The following is a 6,496-nucleotide window of genomic DNA, read 5'->3' on the forward strand; positions in this document are numbered from 1 at the left end:
GGGCGCAGCAGGGGGAAGCCGGGGCGGTACATGTCGGCACTGAAGGCCTCCGAGCGCAGCAGTTGCTTGACGTCGGCGTGCCGGGTGATCAGCCAGGCCCAGCCGCCGGTGGGCAGGCGCACCTTGCTGACCGGGCCGTCGAGGCTGCGCCGGTCAGCGGCGGTGACGGGGGTGAACGGATCGTCCTCGGGGCTGCGGAACGGGAACAACGGCAGCCGGTCGGTCAGCAGGTCGGCCACGGCACCCTCCAATGACAACGAGGCGTAGTGGTACGCACGCGCTACGTTATCGCCGCATACGGGTACAGGACAACGTACGTCGATGAATGAACCGCATATCGGGCGTTCACCGCCGGGGCAGCACCCGCCCATCAGGTAGGGCGCGACCGGCCAGCAGCGCCACCAGCTCCCCGCTGTGGCCGTGCACGAGCCGCCCGTCTCCCCAGCCCCACCCCGTGTCGGACGCTTGCAGCCGGGCCCCGCTCAGGTCGACACCGAACCAGGCACCCTCGGCCGCGACGAGCTGCTCCAGCACGGCCTGCACGGCTTGCGGCGGGGCCACCGGATCCCGCCCGAGCGCGACGGTCACATCCAGGCTGTGGATCACCGCGTGGCTCAGTGCCCCGGCCGCGGCCCCGCCGGGCGGCTGCCAGGCGTGCAGCACCGGCGAGCGCAGCTGCGCGAGCAGGTCCTCGACCGGCAGGGCGGCGTCGCGGGCGGCCAGGGTGTCGGCCAGCACCGCGAAGTCCCCGCGGGCGGCGGCCATCTCCGCGCCGAACTGCTGCGTGCTCAGCCGCGCCGGCATCGTCACATGCGCGACGAGGTGGCGTACCGCCCATTTCTCGCACAGTGTCGGGGCCTGCCACGCCGGCGCCACGATCGCCGCGAGCCGCTCGTAGGTCGGCGCCACCAGAGCCTGCATCAGATATTCCTCCAGCTTGTCCAAACTGGTCGCGAACCCGGCGCGAGCCTGCGGTGTGCGCATCGCCTCGGGCACGTGCCGCTGGTGGATGACCAGCTCGGTGCCGCCCGCGCCCAGGTCGGTGAGGGTGGCGGCGGTGTGCAGCCCGCTGGCCGGCTCCAGCCAGGCGAGGCGCTCGGGTGCGGCAACCTCGGTGAACGTGGCGAGCATGCGGTGGCTGCCGTGTTCGCCGATCATCAGCGTCTCGAACCGCCCGCCCGCGCGCAGCTCCACGACGATGCCCTCGACCGGGGTGATCATGCCGCGCGGCCCCCAGAACCGGGCCAGTTCCTGCGGCCGGGTCAGGCAGTGCCACACCAGTTCGCGGGGGGCGCGCAGCATCCGCCGGTGGATCAGCTCGTCGTCGCTCACCGCTGGTCACCGCCCTGCAGCTCGTCCAGGCGGTCCTGCAACCGGTCGGTGCGCTGCGACCAGGTACGCCGGGACTGCTCGATCCACGACAACGCGTCATCGAGGATCTGCGGTTCCAGCCGGCACGGCCGTTCCTGGCGATGCTGACCCCGGCTGATCAGGCCACAGCGTTGCAGGACCCGCAGGTGCTGCGACACGGCCTGAAGGCTCATGCCGTACGGCTGCGCCAGCTCGGTGACCGTCGCCTCACCGGCACCGAGGCGGGCCACGATGTCGCGCCGGGTCCGGTCACCGAGCGCCCGGAACACGGCATCCAGCTGCTGATCGTCCACCGCCCTATTCAAGCAGCTTCTTTATCAACCGTCTACTTGAACAGCATGGTGCTACCTGGGGTCGATGACGTTGGTGGCCAGCAGCACCATCAGCACCGCACCCAGCACCAGCCGGTAGCCGATGAAGATGGAGTACGAGTGCTTGGCCACGAACTTGAGCAGCCAGGACACCGCGAACCAGCCGACCACGAAGCTGACCAGGGTCGCGGTGATGGTGGCGGGCCAGCCCACGCCGCCGTTGGCGGTGGAGATGCCGTCGAACTCGGTGACCGTCTGCAGCACCGTGGCGCCCAGCAGCGCCGGGATGCTCAGGAAGAACGACAACTTGGTGACCGTCACCCGGTCGAGGTCACGCAGCAGGCCCGCGGTCATGGTCGCGCCGGAGCGGGACACGCCGGGGATCAGCGCCAGGCACTGCACGATGCCGATGACCAGGGTGTCCTTCCAGGTGACGTCCTCGGTGTGGCGCACCTGGGTGGCGGCGTGGTCGGCGAACCACATCACCCCGCTGTAGATGATCAGCGCGCCGGCCACGAACCACAGCGAGCGCAGCGTGGTTTCGATGCTGTCCTGAAACAGCAGCCCGATGATGCCGATGGGGATGGAACCCAGGATGATCGCCCAGCCGAACCGGTAGTCCGCGTTCGCCCGGTGCTCGGCGTTGAACACCCCGCGCAGCCACGCCGTGACGATGCGGATCAGATCGGTGCGCAGGAAGATCAGCGTGGCGATGACCGCGCCGGACTGGATGATCGCGGTGAACGCGGTGATGTCCGGGGCGTCGATCTGGTAGCCGAGCAGTTTCTCCACGATGGTCAGGTGGCCCGTGCTGGAGATGGGCAGGAATTCGGTGAAGCCTTCCACCGCGCCCAGCAGCACTGCTTCGATGATGTTCAACCCGACCTCGTCCTCTTCAATCGACTGCCTGACCGGCGTCGAGAATAGGGGAGGGCTCAGGTGCCGCTGCGACGGACCCGGGCCGCGGCGAGGGTGTATGACGGGTCGCGGTCGAGGTTGTGCCGGTCGCGGTCGTAGCGGCGGGTGGTGCGCGGGTCGGCGTGACCCATGGCGTCCTGCACGTCCTCCAACGGCACCCCTTCGGCGCGGGCGGTGGTGGCGAAGGAGTGCCGCAGCGAGTGCGGGGACAGCTTCGCCCAGTGCGCGATGCCGGCCAGCCGGGCCAGGCGGCGCACGAGTTTGAAGATGGCGTGCCGGTCCAGCCGGGCGCCGCCGGAGGTGACTAGCAGCGGCCCGTCGAGACGGTCCACGGTGGTGCCCTCGGCCGCGGCGCGCTGGTCGAGGTAGGCGTCCAGGGTGGCGGCTGCCTCGGGGGTCAGCGCGCGGCGCCGGGGCCGGCCGCCCTTGCCGATGAAGCGCAGGCTGCGGTGCCCGCGTTCCACGCCCAGGTCCCCCACGTCCAGGCCGACGAGTTCCCCCACCCGCAGACCGAGGTCGGCCAGCAGCACCACTGCGGTGTGGTGGCGCAGCGCCGCGGGCCCGGTCTCGGCGGCCGCGGCGGCCAGCAGCGCGTCGACCTCCTCGGGGGTGAGCCCCACGGTGGCGGAGTGGTCGCGGCTCAGATACGGCCGGTCCGCCCCGCCGACCGGGTTGTGGTCCACGGCGCGCAGTTTGAGCAGGAAGTCGTACCAGCTGGACAGCCCGGACAGTTTGCGTGCCACGGTCGCCGGGGCCAGCTCGCGCGCCTCCAGGCCGCGGGCGTAGGCGTTGACGTCCAGGAAGGAGGCGTGCAGCGGTTCCAGGTCGCGTCCGGCGCACCAGGCGAGCCAGCCGGACACGTCACGCCGGTAGGCCTCGCGGGTGTGCTCGCTCAGCCGCCGGTTGGCCAGCCACGCCTCGGTGACCTGTTCGGCGCTACCGGCGGCGACGGCGAGCGGTTGCGGCTGACGCGGCACCAGGGACATGCGTTCATCGTGTCACCGCCGGCGCCGGCTGCCCGGCTTCGACATGCCAGGTCCGTGCGGTCGCGATCCGATCGGCGAAGTAGCGGTCGTGGGTGACGACAACCAATGTCCCCCGGTACGACCGCAGCGCCGCCTCCAGCACGTCGAGGGCATCGAAGTCCAGGTAGTTGGTCGGCTCGTCGAGCAGCAGCAGCCGCGCCGGGCTGTTGACGATGACGGCCAGCAGCAGCCGGCGCAACTCCCCCGCGGACAGGCTGCGCAGCTCGGCGTCCCACTGGTCGTCGCCGAACTGGTGGGCCGCGAGCAGCTTCTCGGCGTCGTCGGCGTACACCGGCACCTGGGCGCGGAAGTAGTCGAACACACTCTGCGTGGTGCGCAGCCCGGCGTCGGTTTGCGGCAGCACCGCCACCGGCACGCTCGCTGCGGCCTGCAGGGCGCCCAGCAGGGTGGTCTTACCCGAGCCGTTGCGCCCGGTGATCAGGACCCGTTCACCGCGGTGCACGTCGAGCCCGCCGGCCCGGGTAAGGGTCTCGCCGGGTGCGGTGTCGTCGCCGGGGAAGGCCAGCGTCAGCGGCGGGCGGGGGGGGGGCTGCTCGATCCACCGTACCGATTGCATCTGCCGGCGCAGCCGCCGCTCCCGGGCCTTGGCCTTCTTCGCCACCTTTTTCGCCACCCGCCGCAGGTGCGGGGCCTGCACGCCGGACAGCACGGTGGTCTCGACGTGGCGGGCCTGGGCCTTGGTGCGTTCGATGTCGGCTTGCCAGCGCAGCCGGTCCTTCTCCTGCGCCTCGTAGTCCAGCAGCAGCTTCTGCCAGCGCCGGGTCTTCTCCTGCCGGTAGGCGCTGTACCCGCCGCCGGGGTAGTCCTGCGGGGTGTCGTGGATGCCGTCGAGTTCGATGATGTGCCTGATCGCGGTGTCCAGCAACTGCCGGTCGTGGCTGACCGCCAGCACCGCGCCGGGATAGCCGGTGAGCCACTGGGCGAGCCAGGCGCCACCCTCGGTGTCGAGGTGGTTGGTGGGCTCATCCAGCAGCAGCACGTCCGGGTCGTCGAGCAGCGCGCGGGCCAGCAGCAGCCGGGCCTGTTCACCGCCGCTGATGGCGTTCAGCGGCCGCTGGTCGTCGAGGTGGGCGATGCCCAGGCGTTCGCGGGCCGCGTCGAGGCGGGCCTGGGCGGTCCAGCCGCGCAGATGGGTCCAGCGCTCCTGAATCTCCCCGTACGCGGTGAGCACATCGGCACCCGCAGCGAGTTGCTGCTCCAGGTGGTGCAGCCGGGTGGTCACCGCGGCCAGCTCGCCGAGCCCGGCGGCCAGGAAGTCCCCGACCGTGCCCGCGGCCCCGGCGAGTTGCTGCGGTACGTAGCCGACCCGGGTGCCGGGCCCTCGCACGACGCTGCCCTGCGAGGGCGTGAGGTCCCCGGCGAGGATACGCAGCAGAGTGGTCTTGCCGGCGCCGTTGGGGCCGACGATCCCGATCCGGTCGCCGGCGCCGAGCACCAGGTCGACACCGGTGAACAGCAGGTCACCGTCGTGGGAATGGGTGAGCGAGACAGCTTTGAGCAAGGAGTCCTCCGAGCAGAGTGGTACCGGCGAAGCGCACTACGCGGGCCGGTATCACACAGGCGGGTTCTCCTCGGGCGTCTCGGGATGCGATGCGTCTGCCAGTCTGCGCGGGCTGGGAGGACCCCGCAACCGATTTACCCATACTACGTTTGACGTTATATGTCGTGCTGCGTAGTATGGCGGTCGTGCACGAAGCCACCTACCTGATCCTCACCGCGCTGGCCGAGCAAACCCTGCACGGCTACGGCGTCGTGCAGGCCGTGCAACGGCTGTCCGCCGGTGAGATCACCCTGCGCCCCGGCACCCTGTACGGCGCCCTCGACCGTCTCGCCGAGCAGAAACTGATCACCGTCGACCACGAACAGGTCGTCGATGGCCGGCTGCGCCGCTACTACCGGCTCAGCGCCAGCGGCACCACCGCCCTGGCCACCCAGACCGAACGGCTGCGCCGGCACACCGCCGCCGCCGAACGCGCCCTGCGCACCCGCCCCGACCCGGCCGGAAGTCCCGCATGAACCTCGAACAGCACTACCGGCTGCTGCTGCGCGCCTACCCGCGCCGCTTCCGCACCCAGCACGGCGCGGAAATGCTCACCACCCTGCTGGAGATGGCCACCCACGACCGGCGCCGCCCGCACCGCACCGACGTGCTGCACCTGATCACCAGCGGCCTGCGGCACCGCTTCCGGCTCCCCGCCGGCCGGCGCACCACCCTGCTGGCCGCCGTGCTGCTCGCCCTGATCACCGGCGCGTTCGGCGCGGCCGCCGGCTCCTGGGCCCGGCTGCACACCACCGCCGGCCTGCCCGCGGCCCACGAACTCGCCGACCTCACCGGCGCTCCCGGCGACTACACCACCACCACGGCCGGCCCCTCGGCGTTCACCGCCCCCATGGTCACCGCCGCCACCGGCTACACCCACGACTGGCAGCCCACCACCGCCCAGCAACGCTTCACCGCCGCCGGCTGGCACATCACCGCCACCGCGCCGTTCCACGTCACCGCCCAGCAGCCCGGCCCCGCCACCCAGGCCGGCACGGCCAACCCGGCACCCCTGCCCGGCCTGGACACCGACCAGAGCGCGGGCCTGGAATTCACCGCGGTCAAGAACGGCCTCGAAGCCCACCTCCGCGGCTACGCCACCCCCGAGGGCGACGCCGGTTTCGTCACCGTCTCCGCCACCGCCGTACCCACCGCCCCGGCCCCCGCAGCGCTCACCGGCACCGCCCTGGGCCTGCTCCTGGGCTGGCTGCTCGCCGCCGCCCTCACCTACCGCATCACCGGCTCACTACGCCCCCGCACCGCAGGCACCTGCCTCACCGCGGCCCTGCTCGTGCTCACCCCACCCGCAG

At 71.6% G+C, this 6,496-nt stretch carries 7 protein-coding genes and 1 pseudogene; 2 read left to right on the forward strand and 6 right to left on the reverse strand.

Annotation, left to right across the window (positions count from 1 at the left end; translation table 11 throughout):
* The 6 genes and pseudogenes from TFC3_RS14165 to TFC3_RS14190 form a co-directional block, all read right to left on the reverse strand.
* Positions 1 to 239, reverse strand: a pseudogene (locus TFC3_RS14165) (cytochrome P450); the annotation flags it as partial.
* 106 nt (positions 240 to 345) lie between these two features.
* Positions 346 to 1,332 (reverse strand): maleylpyruvate isomerase family mycothiol-dependent enzyme, encoded by a 987-nt coding sequence (locus TFC3_RS35835; protein ID WP_082772045.1) that lies wholly within the window; start codon positions 1,330 to 1,332, stop codon positions 346 to 348.
* On the reverse strand, positions 1,329 to 1,664 hold the full coding sequence (locus TFC3_RS14175; protein WP_067499873.1) for a helix-turn-helix transcriptional regulator: 336 nt from the start codon (positions 1,662 to 1,664) through the stop codon (positions 1,329 to 1,331). The genes TFC3_RS35835 and TFC3_RS14175 overlap by 4 nt, the downstream gene beginning before the upstream one ends.
* Before the next feature lie 51 nt (positions 1,665 to 1,715).
* Positions 1,716 to 2,561: an undecaprenyl-diphosphate phosphatase gene (locus tag TFC3_RS14180; protein WP_067499874.1), complete on the reverse strand. Its 846-nt coding sequence runs from the start codon at positions 2,559 to 2,561 to the stop codon at positions 1,716 to 1,718.
* 56 nt (positions 2,562 to 2,617) lie between these two features.
* Positions 2,618 to 3,586, reverse strand: a complete 969-nt coding sequence (locus tag TFC3_RS14185) for a tyrosine-type recombinase/integrase (protein WP_067499875.1) — start codon at positions 3,584 to 3,586, stop codon at positions 2,618 to 2,620.
* A gap of 4 nt (positions 3,587 to 3,590) precedes the next feature.
* Positions 3,591 to 5,147, reverse strand: a complete 1,557-nt coding sequence (locus TFC3_RS14190; RefSeq protein ID WP_067499876.1) for an ABC-F family ATP-binding cassette domain-containing protein — start codon at positions 5,145 to 5,147, stop codon at positions 3,591 to 3,593.
* 176 nt (positions 5,148 to 5,323) lie between these two features.
* On the opposite strand from TFC3_RS14190, the gene TFC3_RS14195 reads away from it, so the two are divergent.
* Both TFC3_RS14195 and TFC3_RS37970 read left to right on the forward strand, forming a co-directional pair.
* A complete protein-coding gene (locus tag TFC3_RS14195) occupies positions 5,324 to 5,662 on the forward strand; it encodes a PadR family transcriptional regulator (protein WP_173745379.1) in 339 nt (112 codons plus the stop codon).
* The coding region (locus TFC3_RS37970) for a hypothetical protein (RefSeq protein ID WP_067499877.1) at positions 5,659 to 6,496 on the forward strand (838 nt) is incomplete at its 3' end. The genes TFC3_RS14195 and TFC3_RS37970, both read left to right, overlap by 4 nt.

Source organism: Actinoplanes sp. TFC3, from assembly GCF_001553785.1.
Lineage (GTDB): Bacteria > Actinomycetota > Actinomycetes > Mycobacteriales > Micromonosporaceae > Actinoplanes.

Excerpts from the sequence above, each read along its gene's own strand:
- TFC3_RS14195 (WP_173745379.1), top strand. The coding sequence starts at position 5,324 with ATGGCGGTCGTGCACGAAGCCACCTACCTGATCCTCACCGCGCTGGCC.
- TFC3_RS14185 (WP_067499875.1), bottom strand. The coding sequence starts at position 3,586 with ATGTCCCTGGTGCCGCGTCAGCCGCAACCGCTCGCCGTCGCCGCCGGT.